This window comes from Phenylobacterium sp. (genome assembly GCF_030693805.1).
Taxonomy (GTDB): Bacteria; Pseudomonadota; Alphaproteobacteria; order Caulobacterales; family Caulobacteraceae; genus Phenylobacterium.
In genome coordinates, this window is sequence record NZ_JAUXZW010000183.1 from 1 (window position 1) to 1,419 (window position 1,419).

A 1,419-nucleotide genomic window follows, 5' to 3' on the forward strand; every position below is an offset into this window, starting at 1 on the left:
GCCGGTTCGACCCACATCTGCGTGCCGACGTCGCTCAATCAGGACGTCGGACTCGCGCTCGGCGCGCAAGCCGGCGCGAAGCGCATCGGCGAGGTCGTGCGCGAAGGCGGCTTCTCCCATTTCCGCAAGGCGGCGGCGACGCCTTTCAATATGATCCTCGAGGCGCGGCTCTAACGCGAAGCGAACGCCCTGCCGACGCCTAACGGACGGGCGGTCGTGTTCTGACTCGGCTACGGCGCCGCTGGCCGATTGATCGTGACCTCGCCGCCGGGCGGCAACTGATCGATCACCAGCAATTTGACCGGAACCGCTCCGACCGTCGCGCCGAAATGCCAGCTGTCGACGCTCTCAATCACGAATTCGCCAGCGTGATAGACGCGCGGCGCGGAATCGCCCTGCTGGACCATCAGTTCGCCTTCAAGAATATAGGCATAGCGCTGATACGGATGCTTATGTTCCGGCAATCTGACGCCGGGCGCCAGAGTGTACATCGAAGCCACGACCTCCAAGGGCCCCTGCGGAAGCGTGATCGGCTGCCCGGTGGCGGTTTTTGTCGCCCTGGCGATTTCCGTCACGACTTCGGCGGGCGCAGGCTCCTTCGCGACAGCCGCCCCGACTGTATTGATACCGACGCACAGGATCGCGACAAAACCCAGGCGAATCATCTGCTGCTCCATTCGCAATCTGCTTCTTGCAGCCGCCATATAGAACTGTTTCCGGGATCGCCGGCTCTTTTAAACCGCCATTAAACGGCCATGCCGAATATCTTGCCGACGCCCGCCGTCAGCGCCAGCGCCAATGCGCCCCAGAACGTCACCCGAATCGCGGCGCGCAGGACGCCGGCGCCGCCGGCTTTCGCGCCAATGGCGCCCAGCAGCGCGAGGCACCCTAAAGACGCGGCCGAGACGATGGGGATGATCGCGTCACGCGGCGCGATCCCGCCGATGAGCAGCGGCAGCGCGGCGCCCGCGGCAAAGGTGACGGCCGAGGTCAGCGCCGCCTGCACCGGCCGCGCGCTGGCGATGTCGGAGATGCCCAATTCGTCGCGCGCATGCGCGGTCAGCGCGTCCTTCTCCATCAGCTGCAAAGCGACTTCCCGCGCCAGCTCAAGGTCGACGCCGCGCTCGACATAGATCTGCGCAAGCTCCTCTCTTTCGAGTTCGGCGTAATCACTCAATTCTTCGCGTTCGCGCGCGAGGTCGGCCTTTTCAGTATCGGATTGGGAGCTGACCGAAACATATTCGCCCGCCGCCATCGACATCGCGCCGGCCACCAACCCCGCCGCGCCGGCGATCAGCACGTCATTGCGTGACGCTTCAGCGGCGGCGACGCCGACGATCAGACTCGCCGTCGACACGATGCCGTCATTGGCGCCGAGCACCGCCGCCCGCAGCCAGCCGATGCGCTGGACGAGATGAC

General features: G+C 65.4%; 2 protein-coding genes. Both read right to left on the bottom strand.

The features are described 5' to 3' along the window. Positions 1-230: 230 nt before the first annotated feature. Entirely contained in the window at positions 231-677 is a 447-nt protein-coding gene (locus tag Q8M88_RS07670; RefSeq protein ID WP_305596026.1) for a cupin domain-containing protein, read from the bottom strand. 68 nt (positions 678-745) lie between these two features. Next, a partial coding sequence (locus Q8M88_RS07675; protein WP_305596028.1) for a VIT family protein occupies positions 746-1,419 on the bottom strand: 674 nt, incomplete at its 5' end.

Bases quoted from the DNA above. Each gene is read 5' to 3' on its own strand.
- Q8M88_RS07670 (WP_305596026.1), bottom strand. From the start codon at position 677: ATGGAGCAGCAGATGATTCGCCTGGGTTTTGTCGCGATCCTGTGCGTC.